Origin of the sequence: Arthrobacter sp. zg-Y769, assembly GCF_020907405.1 — a bacterium.
GTDB lineage: Bacteria > Actinomycetota > Actinomycetes > Actinomycetales > Micrococcaceae > Arthrobacter_B.
Window position 1 is genome coordinate 58,027 of sequence record NZ_JAJJOE010000004.1, and the last position, 19,928, is coordinate 77,954.

Annotated in this window: 21 protein-coding genes; 6 read left to right on the top strand and 15 right to left on the bottom strand. The window is 66.3% G+C overall.

Annotation, left to right across the window (positions count from 1 at the left end; all coding sequences use genetic code 11):
- The first annotated feature begins 144 nt into the window (after positions 1-144).
- The 4 genes from LOC60_RS02460 to LOC60_RS02475 all read left to right on the top strand — a co-directional run bounded on the left by LOC60_RS02460 (position 145) and on the right by LOC60_RS02475 (position 3,498).
- Positions 145-924, top strand: coding sequence for a basic amino acid ABC transporter substrate-binding protein (locus LOC60_RS02460; protein ID WP_230021516.1), 780 nt, complete (start codon positions 145-147; stop codon positions 922-924).
- A gap of 168 nt (positions 925-1,092) precedes the next feature.
- The gene (locus LOC60_RS02465; protein ID WP_230021523.1) at positions 1,093-1,881 is read left to right on the top strand and encodes a basic amino acid ABC transporter substrate-binding protein; all 789 of its coding nucleotides are present in this window, start codon (positions 1,093-1,095) and stop codon (positions 1,879-1,881) included.
- 73 nt (positions 1,882-1,954) lie between these two features.
- A complete protein-coding gene (locus tag LOC60_RS02470; protein ID WP_230021525.1) occupies positions 1,955-2,740 on the top strand; it encodes an amino acid ABC transporter permease in 786 nt (261 codons plus the stop codon).
- A 5-nt stretch (positions 2,741-2,745) separates the two neighbouring features.
- Positions 2,746-3,498: an amino acid ABC transporter ATP-binding protein gene (locus LOC60_RS02475; protein WP_230021527.1), complete on the top strand. Its 753-nt coding sequence runs from the start codon at positions 2,746-2,748 to the stop codon at positions 3,496-3,498.
- A 256-nt stretch (positions 3,499-3,754) separates the two neighbouring features.
- Here the strand turns inward: LOC60_RS02475 and LOC60_RS02480 are convergent, their stop codons facing one another.
- From LOC60_RS02480 to LOC60_RS02490, 3 genes are all read right to left on the bottom strand, one after another.
- Positions 3,755-3,949 (bottom strand): helix-hairpin-helix domain-containing protein, encoded by a 195-nt coding sequence (locus LOC60_RS02480; protein WP_230021529.1) that lies wholly within the window; start codon positions 3,947-3,949, stop codon positions 3,755-3,757.
- A 67-nt stretch (positions 3,950-4,016) separates the two neighbouring features.
- Positions 4,017-5,732 carry a 2-succinyl-5-enolpyruvyl-6-hydroxy-3-cyclohexene-1-carboxylic-acid synthase gene (gene menD, locus LOC60_RS02485; RefSeq protein ID WP_230021531.1) on the bottom strand — a complete coding sequence of 572 codons (1,716 nt, stop codon included), beginning with the start codon at positions 5,730-5,732 and terminating at the stop codon, positions 4,017-4,019.
- A gap of 62 nt (positions 5,733-5,794) precedes the next feature.
- A complete protein-coding gene (locus LOC60_RS02490; RefSeq protein WP_331460767.1) occupies positions 5,795-6,781 on the bottom strand; it encodes an o-succinylbenzoate synthase in 987 nt (328 codons plus the stop codon).
- Positions 6,782-6,869: 88 nt separating this feature from the next.
- On the opposite strand from LOC60_RS02490, the gene LOC60_RS02495 reads away from it, so the two are divergent.
- Positions 6,870-7,778 (top strand): phosphatase PAP2 family protein, encoded by a 909-nt coding sequence (locus LOC60_RS02495; protein ID WP_230021534.1) that lies wholly within the window; start codon positions 6,870-6,872, stop codon positions 7,776-7,778.
- On the opposite strand, the gene LOC60_RS02500 is transcribed toward LOC60_RS02495, so the two are convergent.
- From LOC60_RS02500 to LOC60_RS02520, 5 genes are all read right to left on the bottom strand, one after another.
- Positions 7,775-9,004 carry an MFS transporter gene (locus LOC60_RS02500; RefSeq protein ID WP_230021536.1) on the bottom strand — a complete coding sequence of 410 codons (1,230 nt, stop codon included), beginning with the start codon at positions 9,002-9,004 and terminating at the stop codon, positions 7,775-7,777. The two genes, LOC60_RS02495 and LOC60_RS02500, sit on opposite strands and share 4 nt — an antisense overlap.
- 41 nt (positions 9,005-9,045) lie before the next feature.
- Complete coding sequence (locus LOC60_RS02505) at positions 9,046-9,903, bottom strand: MBL fold metallo-hydrolase (RefSeq protein WP_230021537.1); 858 nt, start codon at positions 9,901-9,903, stop codon at positions 9,046-9,048.
- Positions 9,904-9,965: 62 nt separating this feature from the next.
- Positions 9,966-11,588, bottom strand: a complete 1,623-nt coding sequence (locus LOC60_RS02510) for a dihydrolipoamide acetyltransferase family protein (protein WP_230021538.1) — start codon at positions 11,586-11,588, stop codon at positions 9,966-9,968.
- On the bottom strand, positions 11,585-12,814 hold the full coding sequence (locus tag LOC60_RS02515; protein WP_230021540.1) for an alpha-ketoacid dehydrogenase subunit beta: 1,230 nt from the start codon (positions 12,812-12,814) through the stop codon (positions 11,585-11,587). The genes LOC60_RS02510 and LOC60_RS02515 overlap by 4 nt, the downstream gene beginning before the upstream one ends.
- 26 nt (positions 12,815-12,840) lie before the next feature.
- Entirely contained in the window at positions 12,841-14,049 is a 1,209-nt protein-coding gene (locus LOC60_RS02520) for a thiamine pyrophosphate-dependent enzyme (RefSeq protein ID WP_230021543.1), read from the bottom strand.
- Positions 14,050-14,233: 184 nt separating this feature from the next.
- Between LOC60_RS02520 and LOC60_RS02525 the strand changes: the two genes are divergently transcribed.
- Entirely contained in the window at positions 14,234-14,686 is a 453-nt protein-coding gene (locus LOC60_RS02525) for an Lrp/AsnC family transcriptional regulator (protein WP_230021545.1), read from the top strand.
- A 178-nt stretch (positions 14,687-14,864) separates the two neighbouring features.
- Here the strand turns inward: LOC60_RS02525 and LOC60_RS02530 are convergent, their stop codons facing one another.
- The 7 genes from LOC60_RS02530 to paaA all read right to left on the bottom strand — a co-directional run bounded on the left by LOC60_RS02530 (position 14,865) and on the right by paaA (position 19,917).
- Positions 14,865-15,113, bottom strand: a complete 249-nt coding sequence (locus LOC60_RS02530; protein WP_230021546.1) for a DUF6480 family protein — start codon at positions 15,111-15,113, stop codon at positions 14,865-14,867.
- 153 nt (positions 15,114-15,266) lie between these two features.
- Positions 15,267-16,034 carry an enoyl-CoA hydratase/isomerase family protein gene (locus LOC60_RS02535; RefSeq protein ID WP_230021548.1) on the bottom strand — a complete coding sequence of 256 codons (768 nt, stop codon included), beginning with the start codon at positions 16,032-16,034 and terminating at the stop codon, positions 15,267-15,269.
- A 9-nt stretch (positions 16,035-16,043) separates the two neighbouring features.
- Positions 16,044-17,177 carry a 1,2-phenylacetyl-CoA epoxidase subunit PaaE gene (gene paaE / locus LOC60_RS02540; protein WP_230021558.1) on the bottom strand — a complete coding sequence of 378 codons (1,134 nt, stop codon included), beginning with the start codon at positions 17,175-17,177 and terminating at the stop codon, positions 16,044-16,046.
- Positions 17,178-17,181: 4 nt separating this feature from the next.
- Positions 17,182-17,697: a 1,2-phenylacetyl-CoA epoxidase subunit PaaD gene (gene paaD, locus LOC60_RS02545; protein ID WP_230021566.1), complete on the bottom strand. Its 516-nt coding sequence runs from the start codon at positions 17,695-17,697 to the stop codon at positions 17,182-17,184.
- Positions 17,698-17,702: 5 nt separating this feature from the next.
- Positions 17,703-18,521, bottom strand: coding sequence for a 1,2-phenylacetyl-CoA epoxidase subunit PaaC (gene paaC / locus LOC60_RS02550; protein WP_230021578.1), 819 nt, complete (start codon positions 18,519-18,521; stop codon positions 17,703-17,705).
- On the bottom strand, positions 18,518-18,955 hold the full coding sequence (gene paaB, locus LOC60_RS02555) for a 1,2-phenylacetyl-CoA epoxidase subunit PaaB (RefSeq protein WP_230021581.1): 438 nt from the start codon (positions 18,953-18,955) through the stop codon (positions 18,518-18,520). Before paaB ends, paaC begins: the two co-directional genes overlap by 4 nt.
- Before the next feature lie 2 nt (positions 18,956-18,957).
- Entirely contained in the window at positions 18,958-19,917 is a 960-nt protein-coding gene (gene paaA / locus LOC60_RS02560) for a 1,2-phenylacetyl-CoA epoxidase subunit PaaA (protein ID WP_230021590.1), read from the bottom strand.
- Between the last annotated feature and the right edge of the window lie 11 nt (positions 19,918-19,928).

Sequence of the window (19,928 nt, forward strand, 5' to 3'; positions counted from 1 at the left end):
CCGTTGGGTTTCTTGCATAAAATTACAGTGGGTAGAATAGAAACTCGGAAGTTAGCCCGAGGGCGGTTTCCGCCCGATGCCGCTATGGAGACGGTTTGGTTTCCTCCTGCGGCCCGTCCTACCGACTTGAGGTTCTGAATCGCCATGCCGTACAAAGCCCGCACCATCACTGCTGCCCTCCTAGCTGCAGGGGCACTTTCCCTCACTGCCTGCGGAGGAGGAAGCGAAGCCGACGAATCCGGCCTGTCCACGGTCAACGAGGGTTCCCTCACCGTGTGCTCCAACGTGCCCTTCAAACCGTTCGAATACGTGGTGGACGGTGAATACACGGGCTTCGACATCGAGCTCACCCGCGAAATCGCCAAGGGCATGGGCTTGGAACACGAAGTGCAGAATGTTGGATTCGACGGCCTGCAGAGCGGTACTGTCCTGGCCGCCCGGCAGTGCGATGTCATCGCCGCAGCAATGTCCATCACCGACGAGCGTGCCGAGAAGCTGGCGTTCTCCGACCCGTACTACGACTCGCCGCAGACCCTCCTGGTTCCAGCCGATTCCACCGTTTCCTCCCTGGCTGATCTGTCGGGTAAGAAGGTGGGCATCCAGCAGGGCACCACTGGTGAGACCTATGCACGGGAGAACGCTGCCGGCGCAGAGATCATGTCCTTCCAGACCGATGCCGAGCTGTTCCAGGCACTCCAGGCCGGAAACATCGATGCCGTCCTGCAGGACCACGCCGTAAACATGGACCACACCGAGGACGGCAAGTACCGGATTTCGGCGACGTTCGAGACCGGTGAGTCCTACGGCTTCGCCATGAAGAAGGAAGGGAGTGAGGAACTCGTCGCGAAGGTAAATGAGCAGCTTGCCGCTCTGCAGGAGAATGGGAAGTACCAGGAGCTCCATGACCGGTTCTTCACGAAGTAGTCGCCCGGAGTACCCGGTTCCGCAGCGGCGCATTGCCGCGCTTTGGTACCGCCGCTAAACAGCCGTGGACACGTTACCGAAATATGGACTGCGTACGCTCTAGACTGCTTCCCAATACCCAGCTACGGGTGAGATCGCTCACACCGTCCGACGTAAGGTTGTAAACCAATGCCGCACAAAGCCCGCACCGCTGCCTTTGCCTTCCTGGCCATCGGCGCCCTATCGCTGACCGCCTGCGGTGGTGACGACGCCGGAGCCTCCGACGAAGCCGCCAACGGATTCAACCTGGTATCCGAGGGCACGCTCACGGTTTGCTCGGACATCCCCTACGTGCCGTTCGAGTATGAAGAAAACGGTGAGTACACCGGTTTCGACATGGACCTCGTCAAGGAGATCGCAACCGGTCTCGACCTTGAACTGGCAGTCCAGGACGCCGGGTTCGAGGGCATTGCCAGCGGTACCGTGCTCGCTGCGGGCCAGTGCGACCTTGAGGCCAGCGCCATCACCATCACCCCGGAACGTGAAGAGGCCATGGGCTTCGCCGATCCGTACTATGACTCGCTGCAGTCGCTCCTGGTCCCTGTCGGCTCGGACATCAAGAGCATCGATGACCTGGAGGGCAAGAAGCTGGGTGTCCAGGGAAACACCACCGGTGAGTCCTACGCCCGCGAGAACGCACCGGGCGCGGAAATCCTGGCCTTCCCGAGCGACGCCGAACTCTTCCCCGCCATCCAGTCCGGTAACGTCGATGCTGTGCTCCAGGACCTGCCGGTGAACATTGGACACACGGAGGATGGTGACTTCACCATCGCCGAAGAGTATGAGACGGATGAGTCCTACGGCTTCGCCATGAAGAAGGACAACACCGAACTCATCTCCGCCGTTAATGAGCAGCTCGCCGAGATGCGGGACAACGGCAAATACCAGGAGATTTACGACAAGTACTTCACCGAATAACGCCTAGACCACTGAGTCGTCCCGGGCCGGGTGCCCGGGACGATCCCGTTTCTTCCCCGGAAGGCCCCCCACTTTGAAACCCTCCACCCGCAGACGCCTGATCCAGGGTGTCCTGTACGCCGTTTTTGTCATCGCACTGGTAGCCGTAGTCCTGGCTGCCGATTGGGAAGCCATCGGCGAAAACTTCTTCGACGCCGAGGTGGCGCGTGAAGCCTTCCCCACCATCCTTACGGTGGCGGTCAAGAACACCATTATCTACACCATCATTGCCTTTGCCGGCGGGCTCCTCCTGGGCCTGCTGCTGGCCCTGATGAAGCTCTCCCCCGTGGCTCCGTACCGCTGGGCCGCCACGGCCTACATCGAGCTTTTCCGCGGGCTGCCTGCACTGTTGGTGATCTTCGGCTTCGCCTTCGCGGTTCCCATTGCGTTTAACTGGCGTCCGCCGGGAGGCCCCGCAGGCGCAGGGCTTCTTGCACTGATCATTGTTTCCGGCGCGTACATTGCCGAGACCATCCGTGCCGGAATCCAGGCAGTGCCCTCCGGCCAGGCCGAGGCTGCACGGTCCCTGGGCATGGGCCCGGCCTGGACCATGGTTTCCGTGACCCTGCCCCAGGCCTTCCGGATCATCACGCCGCCGCTGACCAACGAGCTGGTCATCCTGATCAAGGACACCTCGCTGCTCTTCATCGCCGGCATGGCCCTCCAGGACCGCGAGCTGACCACGTTTGCGCGCGACTCCGTGTCACAGACCGCAAACGCCACACCCTTGGTACTCGCCGCCCTGATGTACCTGATCATTACGCTGCCGCTGACCCAGCTGGTGGCAAAGCTCGAACGACACAACCAGAGAGGCAGGTAGCAGCCATGAGCGTCCCGAAAAACAACAACGCCCCTGCCATCGAGGTCCGCAACCTTCACAAGTCCTTCGGAAGCAATGAGGTGCTGAAAGGCATCGACTTCCACGTGGACCAGGGCGAGGTGGTCTGCGTGATCGGTCCGTCCGGTTCCGGCAAGTCCACCCTGCTGCGCTGCGTCAACCGCCTGGAGGAGCCCACCAGCGGCACCGTCCTGGTGGAGGGCGTGGACATTACCGATCCCGATACGGACCTGGACAAGGTCCGCACCCGGATCGGCATGGTCTTCCAGCAGTTCAACCTCTTCCCGCATCTGAATGTGCTGCGCAACCTGACCCTGGCCCAGCGCCGGGCAAAGAAGCGCACCTTCGAGGAAGCCTCCAAGGTGGCCCTGAAGAACCTCGCCAAGGTGGGTCTGGAGGACCGCGCCTCCGCATTCCCGGCCCAGCTCTCCGGCGGCCAGCAGCAGCGTGTGGCCATCGCCCGTGCATTGTCCATGGATCCGGACATGATGCTCTTCGACGAGCCCACCAGCGCGCTGGACCCGGAACTCGTGGGCGACGTGCTTGCCGTTATGCGCCAGCTTGCCGAAGAAGGCATGACCATGATGGTGGTGACCCACGAGATGGGCTTCGCCCGTGAAGTGGGTGACCGCGTGGTCTTTATGGACGGCGGCGTCGTGGTGGAGCAGGGACGTCCCGAGGACGTCCTGGGCAACCCGCAGCACGAACGCACCCGGGCGTTCCTCTCCAAGGTTCTCTAAACCCGTTCCCTTCAGCCTCCGGCCTATCCCAGGCCCGGCGGCCAGGACCGAGGCAACACACCCGCCGGCGCGGCCCGCACCCCTGAGGTGCGGGCCGCGCTGTGTTTCCCGGGTTAGTTGTGCAAGGTTGGTTGCCCTGGAGTTGGTTGCTTGGATTTGGTTGCCTGGGACTCGTTGTCCGGATTTGGGTGTTCTCGACTTGTCGTCCGGGCTTGGTTATCCGGGCTTGCTTATTCCAGCCGGCCCGGCGCAGCACTCAGCCGAGTGCGAGTCCGTGCTCATCCAGGGCCTGCGCTATGAGCCGCAGAGCCTTCGGACCCATGCCGTGCAGCGAGGCGATTTCTTCCTGCGGTACCCCGGCCAGCGTGCGAAGTGAGTCATAACCAGCCTCGGCCAGGGCACGGGTGGCCGTCGCACCGATCTTCGGTAAGGCATCGAGCGGTATAGCCATGCAGCGACGCTACCCTTGGCCGGTGCGGGCGTACAGGCCGTCCCGCTCAGCTCCGCAGCGTGGCCGCTTAGCTCCTCAGCACTGCCGTGACCGCGGACTGCACCTGCTGATGCAGGCCGCGCAGGGATTCCCGTGCCGTGTGTACTTCGAGCACCGACCGTCCGCTCAGCGGTTCAGCCAGTGCGGCTTCGAGTTCGTCTGCAGAGTCGATCAACCGGTGACGGACACCGTAGCCACGGCACAACCCGGCCAGGTCTGCGCGGTGCGGTGTCCCGAAGAAGCGTTCCACCAAGGCCGTGTACCGCGGGTCCTCCCCCAGCGCTCCGTGTTCCAGCACGGAGAAGATGCCGCCTCCGCCATCGTTCAGCACAATGAGCTGCAGGTCCGGCTCGGCCTCTCCGTTCCCCAGAAGGAGCGCGCCGGCGTCGTGCAGGAACGTGAGGTCCCCCAGCAGCAGCCGGGTGGGAATGCCGTTGGCCAGCGCAATGCCCGTGGCCGTGGAAATGGTCCCGTCAATGCCTGCCAAACCGCGGTTGGCGTAGACATCCAGCGGATGCCACCCCGGGGACGCAACCAGGTCCATGTCCCGGATGACATTGGAGGAGCCGAGCACCAGGTTGGCGTCCGCAGCGTCCCACACCAGATCTGCAACCTGCAGCCCGGTCAGCCGGGCCTGATGCTCCATCAGGTTGTTCAGCGTATTCAGTGCTGCCTCGGATGCCGCTTGCCACTGCTCCAGCCAGCCGGGCGCGCCTGTGCCGGCGAACTCGAAGAGCCCCGGGATGTCGCTGATAACGGTTTCCGGGCGGCGTCCCTCGGTAAACCAGTTCACCGGCCGGGGGAGATAAAGCGCCTTCTCGACGTCGTCCCGGGCCAGCAGGGCAGCCACCGGACGGGACAGCGTGGGGCGGCCGAACACCACAACGCGTTCAATCTTCGGCCCCAGTTCCGGAAGCAGCAGCCGGTATGCGCCTACCGCATTGGGACCGAAACGGGCGTTGGAGGACGGTTCCGCGAGCAGCGGCAGTCCGGCACGCCGGGCGAAGAGCGCGGCGAGTTCCCCGGCGCCGTCGCCCGCCACCACCACGGTGCGGTGCGTCCCGGGAATCCGGGGATCGGTGGCCGTCGCCCGGTCCTCAGCCGGAACCTGTGCAGCGGCGGCCGCAGCAGCCACTGCCGCCGGGCCGGATACGGGCTCGAAGGACAGCGGATCGGTTTCACCGGGGGTCAGCGGATCGCGGAACTGGAGGTTCACGTGCACCGGCCCCACGGGAATCCCGTTGCCGAGCCGAGCCAGGGCAGCTGAGATGGCTCCGGCAGGATCAGTCCCTGCCTCCACATCCGCTGCAGCCACCGGGAAATGGGCAAAGATTCCCGGTTGAACGGTGGTCTGATTGGCGCCCGTGCCGTGCAGTTCCGCTGGCCTGTCCGCTGAGAGGACCACCAGCGGGACGCCGGCATGGTTGGCTTCCATGACGGCGGGCATCAGCTCACCCACGGCAGTGCCCGACGTCGTCACGACCGCGGCGGGACGGCGGCCGCCGCGGGCAAGGCCCAGGGCGGTGAAGCCGGCAACCCGTTCATCGATCCGCACATGCACCCGCATCCGGTCCTGGAGTTCCGCTTCCGCCAACGCGTAGGCCAGCGGCGCGCTGCGTGAGCCCGGGGCGAGGACGACATCGCGCACGCCGGCGGCTGCCAAGGCAGCAACGGCGGAGCGGGCTGCCTGGAGGGAGGTAAGGCTGGCGGAAGCTGGGGTGGGGGCGTTCGAGGATCCGGTCACGCTTCTATCCTAGGGTTAGCATCAGGGACGGGCGGTGACGGGGCCAGCCTAGCTGCCAGCCTCTAGTCCAGCAGCCCGTGCACACGCTCGAGCCGGTCCAGCCACCACTGCGTGCGCTCCGGAGAGGCCGCAAAGCGCTCGAGCAGCTCCTCGGAAACCGGTACGTCCCGCACGGCCAGCGCACCGCCGTCGGGCACCAGGGACTCTTCCGTCACGTCCCCGGCCATCAGCGAGAGCGTTCCGAGACCGCAGGCGTAGGGCAGTTCCGGCAGGGCCGCAGCCAGCGCAACTCCGGTGCGGATCCCCACGGAAGTGTCGATGGCGGAGCTCACCACTGCAGGCAGCCCGGCCTGCGCCACGATCTGGACGGCACGGCGTACCCCGCCCAGAGGTGCGGCCTTGATGATGATCAGGTCCGCCGCGTCTTCCCGGGCAACCTTCAGCGGATCGGATTCCTTCCGCACGCTTTCATCCGCCGCAATCAGCACCGGCACCCCGCGCCGGCGCAACTCGGTCCGCACGGCACGAAGCCCGGAAATGCCGGCGACCGGCTGTTCGGCATATTCCAGTCCGGCCTCGGCCAGCAGGGTCAGGGTGTCGACGGCGGTGGGTACGTCCCAGCCTGCGTTGGCATCCACCCGGATACCGGCGTCGGGCAGCAGCCGGCGCACCTCGGCAACCCTGGCCAGATCCTGAAGCGGTGACTGGCCGGCTTCGGCAACCTTGACCTTTACGGCGGACACTTTTCCGAACCGGGCCAGCACACCCTCCACCTGGTCAACGGCTACGGCAGGCACCGTTCCGTTGACCGGGACGGAGCTGCGCACGGGTTCGGGGTAGCCCTGCCAGGCCGCTTCGAGGGCGGAGGCAAGCCAGGGCGCAGCTTCAGCGTCGGAATACTCCGGGAAGGGCGCAAACTCGCCCCAGCCGGCAGGGCCCGAAAGCAGCAGGGCCTCCCGGTGGAGGATGCCGCGGAACTTCACCCGCATGGGGATGGAGACCACGCGGGCTCCGGCAAGGAGGGTGGGCAGATCAGTACTGTTTGGCACCCTGCCAGCCTACGCTTTGGCGTCCGGCACCCTGCGCAGCTTCGGGCCTAACGCGTAACGTCCATCATGATGTGGCAATCTGGAAGCAATGGATACTCGCAACTTGCTGGCACAGCGCGCCCGAGCCCAACGACCGGCTGCGCATAATCCGGCGCTCTTTCTTTTCGCAGCCCTCCTGTGTGCTGCCGGCGTTGCCGCAACCTACTGGTTCTTCGTCCGCACCACCACCGGCCAGCTTGCCGACGAGTCTGCCTTCAAGGAGGCAGAACTCATCGCCCCGGGCACCGAGCGTCCAGTGATCGCCTTCCTGGATGAGCTGCCGTTGATCTCGGTGTTCATCGCGGTGATCGTGGTGGTGTTTGTAACCATCCTGCGGCACCGGATTTCACCTGCGGTGATTGCCCTGGGCACTTTCGGAGCCGCGAATATCAGCAGCCAGCTGTTGAAGCGGACAGTGCTCGATCGGCCGGACCGCGGGGTGGTGACGCTGGACTTCAATTCCCTGCCGTCAGGCCACACCACACTGGCCGCCTCCGCCGCTGCGGCGGTATTCCTGCTCGCCTCACCCCGCTGGCGGCCTCTTGTCGCCCTGTTTGGGGGCAGCTATGCAGTGCTCGCGGGAGCTGCCACCTTCCTCAACCTCTGGCACCGGCCGGCCGACGTCGTCGCCTCGCTCCTCGTGGTGGCGGCCTGGACGCTTGTCGGCGGTCTGGTGATGATGCGGACCAACCCCGATTGGAACCGCTGGCCGGCAAACCCGGCGGCGCAAAGCTCCGCGAAGGTTATTTCCGTGCTCTGCGCCGTGCCGGGAGTGCTGGCCACGGCCGCCAGCCTGGGACTGTACTTCTATGCCCGCTGGGATCCGGCGGCGGTCACCGTGTCCGCTCCGCTGTATTTCTGGGCAGGCCTGGCACTGATTGTCGGCGTCGGCTACCTCGTCAGCGCCCTCGCCTGCTGGCTTTTCAACCAGCAGGCCGGGGACCCCGCCCGACGCTAGCCGCTCTCCCGGACGGCTGCGGAATCCCGGACGGCTTTCCGTCCGGGAACCCAGATCCACAGCACGACGGCGCCCAGCAGTCCCAGGACAGCGGTGGCCCCGATCCCTGCCGACAGTGAAACCAGTGCAGTGACTCCGGCGAGGATGCCGGGCCCGCCCATGGTGCCGATATCGGCCAGCAGCCGCCAGATGCCCAGGAACTGCGGGCGTCCCGGCGAGGGTGAAAAGTCCGCCCCGAGGGTCATGACAATCCCGGAACCGATGCCGTTGCCGAACCCGATCAGCAGGGCCGCCAACAGCAGTCCGGTCGCTTCGGAGGCCAGCGGCAGCAGCCCAAGGCCAAGCCCCATGATCAGCATGCAGGGCACGGCCACGGAGCGCCGGCCCCACGTGTCCATGGCCTTGCCTGCGGGGTAGAAAATCAGCATGTCAATGGCACCGGAGAGCCCGTAGATCAGCGCCGTCTGCGTGGGATCCAGGCCGATGTGCTGGCCCCAGAGCGGAATCACGGCCTGCCGCGTGGCACGCACGGCAGCGATCAGCAGCACCCCGATGCCGATGGTCCGGAACACCCGTGCATGGCTGCGCAGGATGGACCGCACAGTGGGTGCAGGGCCGGCGTCGGCTCCGGCAACTTTCGCCCCGGAGCCACCTGACCGGACAGCAAGGTCCGGCACCTGGAGGCTGAGGATCCCGGCGCCGACGGCGGCCGCGGCACCCACCCAGTACGCTCCCGTGGTGCCGAAAAAGGAAATCGCACCGGCAGCTGCGAAGGGGCCGATAAAAACGCCGATCCGGTTCACTCCGCCGAGCGTGGACAGTGCCCGGGCCCGGAAGTGCACCGGAACCGCCTCTGTCAGGTAGCTCTGCCGGGCCAGCCCGAACACCGAACCGGCCATACCAACCATAAAAACAGCCACGGCGAACACCGCCAGCACGGGGACGACGGCGGCGAGGACCATTGCCAGCGCGCACCAGGCCGAAGCGGCGACAAGCGCCCATTTTTCCCCGAAACGCGTGGTCACCATCGTGGCCGGGACATTGGTCAGGAGCGAACCGACTCCGGTCAGGGTAATGACCAGCGCAGCGAGGGCCACGGTGGCGCCAAGCCCGCGGGCACTGAGGGCAATCACCGGCAGGATCGCTCCGGTCGCCAGCCCGTAGAGCAGGGTAGGCCCGTAGGCCGGGATCGCTATCTTCCGAAGGCTGAAATTGTCCGCTGGCACGGCCCCAGACTATCGCCGTTCAGGTCGCGTTCCCGTCCGGCCTACTTCTTGAGCCACTTCCACCGCGCCAGGGTCCGCAGCCGGGTAAGCAATGCACGGGACTGGTCCGGACCGTACGGCAGGATGGGAATCGCCTTCGTCATGTCCACCGAGGCCTGGTCCATTGCGTTGCGTGTGACGGCGACAGCGGTGCGCATCTTGTTCATCTGGGTGGTTACGAAATCCACGGTGACGGGTTTGCCGTGGCCCGGGACGAAGACCGTGTACAGATCCTCAAGTGCTGCGATCTTCCCCAGCGTGCGGATCCAGTCCTTGGGGAAGGCATCCTCGAAGGCGGGATCCGCCCCCTGTTCCACGAGGTCTCCGGTGAAGAGGACGTCCCCCGCTCCCACCAGGAGGTCGTGATCCGTGTGCCCGCGTCCGAGGTGGAAGAGGGTCACGGAAATGCCACCCAGGTCAAGGTCCACGGGGGCCTCTTCCACTAGCTTCGTGGGTTCGGCAAGTTCCGTGTTTCCGCCCATGGCCACAGCCATCTCCGGCTCCGCGTCGGCCGCCTGCGGCCGGTGGCTGTTTCCGTTTTCACGGATGCTGGCGGCACATCCGGCCGTAGCCCAGATATCCTCCACGCCGTTGGCGAGCATCAGGGCGTTGCCGAAGTAATGGTCAAAGTGGGCATGCGTGTTCACTGCCGTCAGCGGCAGGTCCGTCAGCGTCCGCACGGCGTCGTAAATCTCCTGTGCCATGCCGGGGCCTGCCCCTGTATCGATAAGCAGGGCCCGCTCGTCCCCGATCACAAGACCGGAGTTAACGGCAAAGGCAGCATTGGCGCGCACCCAGATCCGGGGTGCCACCTCCTGCCATCCGCGCTGGGTGGTGACGTGCTGCGGTGTTTCGGTCATGTCAGCTTTCCTTTTCGCCGGCCGGTTTCCAACCTATCGCGGGTCGCTGCCCGCGGCATGTATTACAGGTCCGCGAGGACACGGCCCGGGTTTTCGACGGCGTCTGCCACGTAGCGCAGGAAGCCCCCGGCCGTCGCTCCGTCGCATACCCGGTGGTCGAATGCCAGGGTCAGCTGGGTGACTTTCCGGACCGCGAGCTGCCCGGAGACAACCCATGGCTTGTCGATGATCCGGCCCACCCCGAGGATGGCCGATTCGGGATGGTTGATGATCGCAGCGCTCCCGTCCACGCCGTAGACGCCGTAGTTGTTGAGGGTGAAGGTGCCCGAGGAGAGCTCCGCCGGGGTGGCCCGGCCGGCCTGGGCGGCCGTGGTGAGACGGCGGATTTCGGTGTCCAGGCTTCGGGTGGAGAGTGTGTCTGCCCGCCGGACGGAGGGGACTATCAGACCCCGTTCGCTCTGCACCGCGATGCCCAAGTTGACGCCGTCGAAGGTTTCGATCACGGCGTGCTGTTCTTCTGTTCCCTCCCCCGTGCCCTCCCCCGAGTCCTCCCGGGCGCTCCCTGCGTCCTCCCCTGCGGGCACAAAGCGGGTGTTGAGCTCGGGGAAGCGGGCAAGCCCGGCCAGGGTGAAACGGGCCAGGAAGGCCAGCAGGGAGGGCACATCCTGCCGCTGCCGGGACAGGTCCGCCCGCAGAACCGTCAGGGCCGTGGCATCCACGTCCACCCAGACGGTTGCTTCCGGGATCAGGCTGCGGCTGCGGCTCAGGTTTGCGGCAATGGCGCGCCGAAGCCCGCGTACCGGTGTGCGCGAGGTGACGACCAGTCCTGTCCGCACGTCCGTTGCGGTCCCCGCTGACCGGGCAACCTCCGGAGCCACGGGAGCCACGGGAGCCACGGGAGCCAAAGCCACCGAAGTCAGGGCCGAGTCGATATCGCGGCGCAGGATCAACCCGTTAGGACCGGAGCCCGCCACATCCGCCAGCTTCAAGCCGGCGTCCCGGGCCAGGCGCCGGACGAGAGGGGAAATGCACCGCGGAGCTTCCGGCCGGGCAGAATTCGAAGCAGCAGCACCAGCACCAGCACCAGCACCAGCACCAGCACCAGCCAAACCTACCCGCCGGCGGGGTGCACGGGTACGCCGCGGGGCTTGGCCGTTTGCCGGGGTGCCGTAGCCGATGAGCACGTTTCCGGACCCCGCTTTCTCTTCCTCCCGGTACGCCTCCCCGGCAGCAGTTTTACCCGCCGCCGCTTTTCCCGCAGCAGTTTCACGAGCCGCCGTTTCCCCGGCAGCAGTTTTACCCGCAGCGGTTTCGCCAGCAGCCTCCGCAGCAACCATTGCTTCGGCCGCTTCCGCCGGTCCCACAGCGGCCGCAGGTGCCATTGTTTTCCCGGTTCCCGAGGCCGTCATTCCGGATGCCAACCCAGCCCCCACTGCTGCCGCAGCAGCGGTCTCCACCGAGATCAGCGGACGCCCGACGTCGAGGCTTTCACCGGCTTTGCCATGCAGCTGCGCCACACGGCCGGCAAAGGGGGACGGAACCTCCACCAGGGACTTGGCCGTTTCCACCTCCGCCACAGGCTGGTCCACCACAACGGTGTCCCCCACGGCCACCAGCCAGTTGACGAGCTCAGCCTCGGTCAGGCCTTCCCCAAGGTCCGGCAGCAGGAACGTGCGCACACTCATCGCGGGCCCTCCGTGAAGCCGGTCCCGGTGCCACCTGCCGGGCGGGTCCCGGCACCAGCTGGCGAACTGAACGCTGCCGGACCGCCACCTGCCGAATCGAAGCCTGCCGAACGGCTTGGTTCCTGCTCGCCGGCAGCCGGCTCGTCCCACTGCAGCTCATCCACCGCGTCAAGGATGCGGTCCACCCCGGGAAGGAACCAGTGCTCCAGCTTGGGAGCGGGATACGGAATGTCGAACCCGGTCACCCGCAGCACCGGTGCGGCGAGGGAATGAAAGCAGCGTTCGGAAATGCGGGCAGCGATCTCCGAAGCCACAGAGGCAAAACCCGGCGCTTCGGCGATGACCACTGCCCTCCCCGTGCGCCGAACGGACGCATCCACGGTGGCGTCGTCGTACGGAACAATGGAGCGCAGGTCGATCACTTCCAGGGACCGCCCCTCGGCTTCGGCGGCGGCCGCCGCGGCCAGCGCCGTCGACACTGACGGTCCGTAGGCCACCAGCGTCGCATCGGTTCCGGTACGTGCCACCGCCGCTGTACCGATACCTCCCGCAACCCGTCCGCCCGTACGCAGTGCTTCATCGGCAGCGCGGCGCAGGGCGGCCAGATCCACTGTTTCCTTGCTCCAATACAGCTTTTTCGGTTCCAGGAACACCACGGGATCATTCAGCCGGATGGCATCGCGCAGCAGTGTGTACGCGTCCGCCACGGTTGCCGGCGCGACAACGGTCAGGCCGGGGGTGTGTGCGTAGTAGGCCTCGGAGGAATCACAGTGGTGTTCGACCCCGCCGATCCCGCCCGCATATGGAATCCGGATGACCAGCGGCAGTTTCACCTTTCCGCGGGTCCGGTTGGACATTTTGGCCACATGGCTGACCACCTGCTCGAACGCAGGGTAGGCAAAGGCGTCGAACTGCATTTCCACCACCGGACGCAGCCCGTTCATCGCCATGCCCACAGCCATGCCCATAATCCCGGATTCGGCCAGCGGAGTGTCAAAGCAGCGGTCGGTGCCGAACCGCGCGGTCAGCCCGTCGGTGATCCGGAAGACCCCGCCGAGCGGACCCACGTCCTCGCCGAAAACCACCACCGTCGGGTCGGCGGCCATTTCGTCGGCGAGCGCGGCATTGAGCGCCTTGGCGAAGGTCAGCGTTTCCGGTCCGGAGGCCGTTCCGGCTTCCTCAGCTTCCCGGACCTGCTGCCCGGTGTCCGTTGGAGTTGCTGCCATGGTGCTGCCTTTCGGATCGTGGGGAGTCACCGCGAAGCGCCTGAGCTGCCGGAGTGACCCGCCGGCCCGGAGGAACGGCGATTGAGTGCGTCGCGTTCCGCCTCGTCCCGCTGCAGTTCGCCGCGCAGCAGTTCTGCCTGCTCGCGCAGCTGGGTGGTGCGCACGGTGTGGACATGCTCGAACAAGTCCAGCGGATTGGGTTCGACGTCGGCGTTCAGCCCGTCCCGCATGGCTGCCGCGAGCGCTTCGGCCCCTGCGGCCAGTTCATCCTCGCTGGCGTCATCCAGCAGCCCGAGGCCGCGCAGGTAGTTCCGGGCCCTGATGAGCGGGTCACGCGGCACCCAGTCCTGCACTTCATCCGCCGAACGGTAGCGGGTGGCGTCGTCCGCATTGGTGTGGGCCTGCATCCGGTAGGTATGGGCTTCCACCAGGGCAGGACCGCCTCCTTCCCGTGCCCGCAGCACGGCCGTGCCCAGTACGGAGAGGAGGGCGGCGACGTCGTTCCCGTCCACCCGCTCCCCCGGCATGCCGTACCCGACGGCTTTGTGGGCCAGCGAGGGCGCAACGGACTGGTTTTTCAGCGGCACCGAGATGGCGTATTCGTTGTTCTGGATGAGGAACACCACCGGCACATGGAACACCGCGGCGAAGTTCAGCGCCTCGTGGAAGTCGCCCTCGCTCGTGGCACCGTCACCGCACAGGGCCAGCACCACGGTGTCCTCACCCTTGAGCTTCGCCGCGTGGGCGACGCCGACGGCGTGGAGCAGCTGGGTAGCCAGCGGTGTGGCCTGCGGAGCGACCCGGTGCTCGTACGGGTCATATCCGCTGTGCCAGTCTCCGCGCAGCAGTGTCAGCACCTGCAGCGGATCCACTCCGCGGGACATCACGGCAACGCTGTCCCGGTACGTGGGGAACAGCCAGTCCTGCGTGTCCAGCACCGCAGCAGCGGCCACCTGGCAGGCTTCCTGCCCGTGCGAGGAGGGATAAACGGCCAGCCGGCCCTGCCGCACCAGGGCGTTCGCCTGGTCATTGATCCGGCGCCCGGCAACCAGCCGGGCGTACGCGTCCAGCAGCAGGTCGGCGGCGGGCAGCGGATACCGGGAATCCGAATGGGCAACGCCGTCGGCGTCGATCAGCTGGACGGGAACATCAGAGGGAAGCAGGGCATCCACGGCACCCGAACCGCTTTCGGTGCCTCTGGCAGCCTGCGGGGTCCTGCCAGTAGAGATAGTCATCACGAGCCTCCGTCCGCAGCACCGCGGCATCTTTGCGCACGGAACTTCTGTCTTGCCAGTATGCTTTCGGCCTCCGAATCGTTACCAGCATTCCCCGAAATCTTGGACGACAGCGGACTCCGGGAGTAATCTGATGGACACCTTGCACATGTGACGCAGATTACTTGGGGAGAGCGTGGACATTATGGCTACAGCGCAGGTGCAGCCACTGGATGACACTGATCGGAAGATCCTGGCCGTCCTGCGAGCCGACGGCAGGGCCTCGTTTACCGCCGTCGCGCAGGCAGTCCACATATCCCGGGCGCACGCCTACTCGCGGATTGCCCGGCTCACCGAGTCCGGTGTCCTCAGCCGCTTTACCGCACTGGTGGATCCGGAAAAGGCCGGCCTGGGCTCCTCCGCGTATGTGACGCTGAAGGTCCGCCAGCATGCCTGGCGGGAGTTGAAGGACCGGCTCAGCGAGGTGCCGGAGATCCACCACATTGCCCTGGTGGGCGGTTCCTTCGATGTCATTGTGCTGGTCCGGGCCGAGGACAACATCCATCTGCGCCGGGTCATCTTCGATCAGCTGCAGTCCATGCCCGGCATCCTGGACACGCAGACCTTCCTGGTGTTCGAGGAACGCGATACCCGCTGACCCGCGCACGGGAAGAAAACAGGAGGACAAAAAGCAGGGCCCGCAGCTGCGGGCCTTGCTTAGAAAGAGCGACTGATTCTCCGCGGGTTAGGTTATTCCCGGCCTGCTCGTTCGGCGGGACAACAGTCGGTCAGAGCCGGCCGGTGGTCAACCACAGGCCGCCCCGGTATTCGACACCCTAGTTTTCGTCGTGGCCCTGGTCGGTGCTCATCTGGTCCTCCGCGGGAGGGGTCTCTCCCGGGGGAACACCGCCGCCGGGCTCGAGGCCGGTGATGTTGCCGTCCAGCGGATCAGGATTGGTACTGCCGGCCTTCGCCTCGCTGTGGGCGTGGTTGCCGGTACCTTCCTGCGTATCGGAGCCCTTCTGCGCATCCTTGGGCTTATCCGGGTTTGCCGGGTCATTGTTCGGGTTGTAGCTGTCGGCCATGTTCGTACCTCCTCGGTCTCTCAGAGTTCTTTGCGGGCAAGCAGCTGTTGTAAGCATGCTTACGAGTTACTTCCAACCTAGTCCGGTGTCCGCCGCATCACAAGCCGGAGAGAGCCGCCCCCCGGCCGAAGGAAACGAGGTCCACCCTGCCGCTCAGCTTTGGAAAACCGGCCTGCGCTTCTCCAGGAAGGCGCTGAAGCCCTCCGCATAGTCGGGGGTTCCGCTCAGCTTTTCCTGCACGGTATTCTCGGCGTCCAGCGCCTCCCAGAAGCCCAGCCGCCGGTCCCGGATCTGTGCCACGAGTTCCCGGGACGCGGTAAAGGCCTGAGTGGGTCCGGAGGCAACACGCAGCGCCGTGTCCCGGGTCCGGCCGAGCAGATCGGCGGGTTCCAACGCGCGGCTGAACAGCCCGCCGGCCACGGCCTCCGCACCGGTCATCAGGTCCGCGGTGTAGATCAGGTCCAGGGTGCGGTGCGGGCCCAGCCGTTCGGTGAACAGCCAGTGGCCGCCAGAATCCAGTGCAGCACCCAGGTTGGCGAACGGCGAGCCGATCTTCGCATCGGTAGCCACGTAGACGACGTCGGTGGCAATCAGCAGCCCGAGCCCCACCCCCAGGCACGCACCCTGGGCAGCTGCGAAAGTCGGTGCAGGGAAAGCGGACATCTTCTGCAGCAGGGGCAGCAGGTCATCCACGAGGTAGCCGCGGGCGTCGTCGTTTTCCGGCGAAACAGTGGAAAGGTCCCGCCCGGCACAGAAGCTCCGACCTTCCCCCCGAAGCAGCAGCGCCCGCACGCCGGCGGCTGCGGCGTCGTCATACGCCTGCCCCAGGTCAGCCAGGGCGGGACCGTCGAGGGCATTGAGTTTCTGCGGGGCGTTCAGGACAATTTCGGCTACTCCGCCGGAAATGAACAGGTCGATCATCGGGTGCTCCTAGGCGTCATAGTCAACGGCCACCTCCGGACTGGTGGGCCGGCTCTGGCAGGTCAGGACGTAACCGCGCTCCAGCTCCTCCGGCTCCAGGGCGTAGTTCTCCTCCATGTCCACCGTGCCGGAGACGAGCTTGGCCCGGCAGGTTCCGCAGACGCCGCCGGCACAGGCGAAGGGCACATCCGGACGGACACGAAGGGCGGCATTGAGCACGGATTCGCGGGCATGCACCGGACTGGCCACCTTGCCCTGCAGACCGTCCAGCCGGAAGGTGATTTCGAAGTTGTCGCCCGAGTCGTCAGGGAGGACAGGCCGGCCGGCGGAACCTTCCGGACGGTCGGGACGCCCGGTGGTAAACAGCTCAAAGCGCACCTTCACCGGGTCGACGCCGCGTTCGGCGAGGGCATCGCGGCACAGCTGGACCAGGTCGAACGGCCCGCAGAGGAACCATTCGTCCACGGCCGCGGCGGGCAGCACCGAATCGATCAGGGTGGTGAGTTTCCCGGCGTCGAGCCGCCCGCTGAGCAGCGGCGAGATCCGCTGTTCGCGGGAGAGCACATGATGCAGGGCGAACCGGGACGGGTAGCGGTCCTTCAAGTCCGCCAGCTCCTCCAGGAACATCACGTCCATGGCCGCCTTATTGGCGTAGACCAGGTCAAAGCGCGAGGTGTGGGAGGACGCCAGCACGGTACGGGCAATCGCGATCACCGGGGTGATGCCGGAACCTGCGGCCACGGCGGCAAACACCTGCCCGTGTGCCGGCGCCGGGCTCGGGTTGCCCGGCGCATGCCTGGAGATGAAACTGCCGGCCGGGCTCATCACGTCCAGCACATCGCCGGCCTTCAAATGCTCGTTCACCCAGGAGGAAAACCGGCCGCCCAGGTCCCGCTTGACGGCCACCCGCAGTTCGCCGGGCTTCGGCTCGGCACAGATGGAGTAGCTGCGCCTCAGCTCCGTGCCGTCCAGGACAGTGCGCAGGGCAACGTACTGCCCCGGCACATAGGAGTAGGCCCCCACCAGCCCGGACGGAACCGCGAAGGTGACCTCGACGGCGTTGCCGGTCAACCGGCGGACGGCGGCAACGGTCAGTGAATGGAAGGCACCGCGGCGGGGCGGCGCATCGGGAAGGGCGGTCATGGCTTCAGAGCACCTTGAAGTAGTCGAACGGTTCCCGGCAATCGCCGCACACCCACAGCGCCTTGCAGGAGGTCGACCCGAACCGCGTCAGCTCGCGGGTGTTCAGCGAGGAGCACTGGGGGCATTTCACGCTCAGGCCCACCCGCACGGGACCGGCGGCGGCCCGGCCCGACGGCGCTGCGATGCCGTAGGCGTCCAGCTTGGCTTTTCCTGCACTGCTCATCCAGTCGGTGGTCCACGCGGGCGCCAGCTCGAGGGAAACCCGGACACTGGAATAGCCGGCCGCACCCAGTGCTGCCGTGATGTCCTGCCGGATGGCATCCATGGCGGGGCAGCCCGAATACGTGGGCGTGATGGCCACCTGCACGCCGGCGTCGGAAACCTCTACGTGCCGGAGCACGCCGAGGTCCTCGATGGTCAGTACGGGAATCTCGGGGTCGCAGACCATGGCTGCGACGTCCCAGGCCGCTGCCGCGGCGGGGCTCGCCGGGCGGCCCTCCGCATACACCGGGGATTCCATCCGGCTCACCACGCGGCACCGGGATGGTCGCGGGCCAGGACCTGCATTTCCGCCAGGAGGTAGCCGAGGTGCTCACTGTGCTGTCCTCGCCGGCCGCCGCCGGGAGCGGAAGGAACCGCGGGCACTTCCAACTCGGCCTGCCGCAGCACTGCGGCGATGCCGCGGTCAAACGCCGGCTTCAGGGACGAGGGCAGGACGGCGCGGTCACCGAGCGACGCCGCCAGCTCGTCGTCGTCGAACAATTCGCCCACATACGGCCAGGTCAGTTCGAGCGCGCGGATCATGCGGCCCCGGGATTCAGCTGTGCCCAGGCCCAGCCGAAGCACCCACTGGGCGCTGTGGTCCCGGTGGTAATCCACTTCCTTGACCGCCTTCGCTGCGATCGCGGCAAGGGTGGGATCGGCCGAATGCTGCAGGGAGCCGTAAAGCTCGAACTGGTAGAAGGAGACCACCAGCTGCCGGGCGATGGTCCGGGCGAAATCCCCGTTCGGCTGTTCCACCAGGTGCGCCGAGCGGAATTCGGTTTCGTTCCGCCAGTACGCGAGGTCGTCCTCGGTGCGGCCGTCGGCGCTCCCGGCGTAGCTGAGGAAGGAGCGGGCGTGCCCGATCAGGTCCAGGGCAATATTGCCCAGGGCCACATCCTCCTCCAGCTCGGGAGCCCGGGAAATCCACCAGCCCAGCCGCTGGGCCAGCACCAGGGCGTCATCGCCCAGACGCAGTGCGTAGGCTGCGGTGTCCCGGTCTGCCCGGGTGCCGGCAGCGGCGATGTCCTCCGGCCGAAGGGCGTTGCCGGGGGTGATGCGGGTGGCGCTGTCCGAACTCACAGATGCTTCACCCCTTCCGACTTGGTGTAGTACGTGGCGTGCCGGTAATCCTTGCCCTGCGGGGACTCGAAGAACCGCCCCTTGGCATCGGGGTCGCTGGCGATGATGGCCGACGCCGGGACCACCCAGAGCGAAACGCCTTCGTTGCGGCGGGTATAGAGATCCCGTGCGTTACGCACTGCCATGTCGGCATCCGGTGCATGCAGGGAGCCCGCATGTACGTGGGAGAGGCCGCGGGAGGAGCGGACGAACACTTCCCACAGCGGCCAAGCGGCAGCCAAGGCCGGTGCGGCCACGGGAATAACCGCCTGCCCCGCCGTCGTGCCTGCGGCGGTAGGTGCCGTACCCGTGCCACCCGTCGCGCTGTCCGGCGCCGTGCTGCCCGCCGTGACCGGCACGGAACCGTCGTCGCCCGTTGTTGATCCACCGGTCATGGCTACGCTGCCCCCGTTTCGTTGGAGACGGCTCCCGCACCGACGCTGCCGGCCTGCCGCGCGGCGTAGGCTGCCGCGGCTTCGCGCACCCACGCTCCGTCTTCGTGGGCTTCCCGCCGTCGTGCCAGACGCTGCGAGTTGCACGGCCCGCGCCCCGCGAGGACTTCGGAGAATTCCTTCCAGTCCAGCGGCCCGTGTTCCCAGCGCTCCGTCTCCTCGTTGTAGCGAATATCCGTATCGGGAAGGGTCAGGCCGAGGACCTTCACCTGTTCCACGATCATGCCGACAAAGCGGGAACGCAGTTCATCGTTGGAGAAGCGCTTAATGTTCCAGGCCATGGATTGGCGTGAGTTCGGTGAATCCTCGTCCGGTGGTCCGAACATCATCAGCGACGGCGCATACCAGCGGTTGATCGCGTCCTGGGCCATGTCGCGCTGGGCAGCGGTGCCGTTGGCCAGTTCCAGCAGGATCTCGAACCCCTGCCTCTGGTGGAAGGACTCCTCCTTGCAGATCCGTACCATGGCACGCCCGTAGGGACCGTAGGAGGCACGGCAGAGCGGAACCTGGTTGCAGATGGCGGCTCCGTCCACGAGCCAGCCGATGGCACCCATGTCCGCCCACGTCAGCGTGGGGTAGTTGAAGATACTCGAGTACCGGGCCTTGCCGGCAATGAGGTCGGCGGTCATTTGGTCCCGCGGCGTGCCCAGCGTTTCGGCAGCGGAGTACAGGTACAGGCCATGGCCTGCCTCGTCCTGGACTTTGGCCATAAGGATCGCTTTGCGCTTCAGGGATGGTGCGCGGGTAATCCAGTTGGCTTCGGGCTGCATACCAATGATTTCCGAGTGAGCGTGCTGCGAGATCTGCCGGACGAGGGTTTTGCGGTAGCCCTCGGGCATCCAATCGCGCGGCTCCACCCGGGCATCCGCCGCAATCAGCGCGTCAAAATGCTCCTGCCCGCTCATGGTTTCTCCAC